This is a genomic window from Streptomyces sp. NPDC054796 (assembly GCF_053611545.1).
In genome coordinates, this window is sequence record NZ_JBSHAO010000157.1 from 1 (window position 1) to 1923 (window position 1923).

The 1923-nt window shown below is 66.1% G+C and carries 2 protein-coding genes; both read left to right on the forward strand.

Annotated features, from left to right (window positions below; all coding sequences use genetic code 11):
• Positions 1 to 281: 281 nt before the first annotated feature.
• Positions 282 to 1475 (forward strand): hypothetical protein, encoded by a 1194-nt coding sequence (locus tag ACWGJ2_RS40330; RefSeq protein WP_453351400.1) that lies wholly within the window; start codon positions 282 to 284, stop codon positions 1473 to 1475.
• Between the two features lie 70 nt (positions 1476 to 1545).
• Positions 1546 to 1923 (forward strand): hypothetical protein (locus tag ACWGJ2_RS40335; protein ID WP_453351401.1); only part of this gene is annotated, 378 nt, incomplete at its 3' end.

A 1923-nucleotide genomic window follows, 5' to 3' on the forward strand; every position in this document is an offset into this window, starting at 1 on the left:
CTGCGTGTCGGCGTGCTTGACCTTGATCCAGGCCCGGCGGTCCTGGGGCCGGTAGCGGCTGGCCAGGCTGCGGCACTTCTCTGTCAAGTTCAGCGTGTTGAAGTCTTTGGGGCCTGTGAGGGCTCTGGCGGGGGGGGCGCCCGTGAGGCGTCACCCACCCTGTACCCGAGGTGTTGGGGTTACTCAGAAGGGCCGACACCGGAACAGGGAATTCGCTATCTCGTCTGCTCCAGATGGAGCATGCATAGTGACCAGCCCCTTCTCTATGCGTTGGAGCCGTCGTGCCGAAGAATGCATCCAGCTCCAGCAAGGTCAGCGCCACCCCAGCCGCTCCGTCGCAGCCGTTCTTGTTGAGTTCCCAACAAGGCGAAGCCGCGCGAACGCTGCTGAGCTATGCGTCCTCCCTCACCTTGCCTGGCCCTGACGCTCAGCTCGTTGCCGTGGTAGTGGCCATCCGGGCCGCACGTGGTGGTGTCGGCAACCTCACCGGGGCGGACTTGTCCGCTCTCCGGCTCGGCGATGCACGCGAAGCCATCGATGCCCTTCGCCACCTGGGTTGGCAGATTAGCGACGCCCTGTTCGACGACGATCCCGCGACTCCAGTCCCGATCACGGTCCCAAACCTGACCCAGACCGATGATCGCCCGCTTCCTTTCGGGAAGAACGTACGCTCGCGGGTGTCCGGATGGACAACGCGTGTCTTGTCCGCCAAGCCGATCAAGAAGCTCCCTCCTGCAGGGCGGCTGGCCGGTCTGTTCCTCACGGCACACAGCACGTCCAAGCTCCTCGGGCAGATCCCGTCCGACTTCCCCGAAGCCTGCCGCGCTGCTCTGCCCGACCTCCTGCAGAAGGGGTTCCTCACGGAACTGTCCGAGGACCACTACCGCCTCGACCTGGCCGTACGCCACTTGTCGGGACTGCGCCGCCCCGCCGAAGGCGAGCAGACGACCGAGGCTGCGAAGGCAGAAGGCCAGGTCGAGCGACGCACGCGGCCAGCGGTTCGGTTCGACCCTGACGCCTGGACCCAGTGGAAGCATGCGGCAACCCCCGCGCTGCGACGGCACGCCGAAGCTGTCGAGTACTGCGCTGTGTGCGCGCTCGATCCGGGACAGGTCGCTGCGGCATTCACGGAGCGCGTCCACCCGCAGTTCACCCCCAAGTGGATCAAGAACGCCTACGGCGAGTGGAAAGAGACCCACCCTGACCGCGGCCCGCAGGCAGCCGAGTTCACCGTGGCATTCCGGGTCGAGCACGGCCACGGCCCCTCCCACAACCAGCTGTGCTCGGGCCTGGGCTGGAACGTCTGTCGCTCGGTGCGCGGCTTCATCGTGCGGCGGCTGCTGTCGAACGAATGGCTAATGGACACGAGCCCCGTGCCATGGACGCTACGGCCGGGGGCGATGGCTCAGGCCCAAGGCATCGTGCTGCCCAAGGCGCGAACTTCGGCCACCGCCGCCGTACGCCCTGGGCCGTAGATCCCCTTGATCCAGAGGCTGCGAAAGGCCCTCTGGCGCGTTCACGGGCCCGTCTATACGTTCGCTGACCATGAGTTGGACGTCTGCGCTTGCTGTGTTCGGTGCGGTTACCGGTGCTTTCGGAGTGGTCTGGCAGGTCTGGAGTCACTGGCTGACGGGTGGGAGGGTGCAGGTCCTTGCGATACGCGATCGCCAGGAAGACGGGCGTTGGGTGATGTCGACCTCGGTCATCAACGTGGGGCGCCAGGACGTGATCGTGGTCGGCTACACCCTCTGGCTCGATCGTGACGGGATGTGGTGGAGGCGGCTGAGGTGGAAGATCCGGATGCTGCGGCGGTTCGGGTTCACGCATACGCGCAAGACTCTGGTGACGTGGCCGCCGTCAGTGAGCTTCGGCGGTGAAGCGTGGCTGCGCGACGCAGGCGGCAGCATCCAGTTCCCCAAGTCC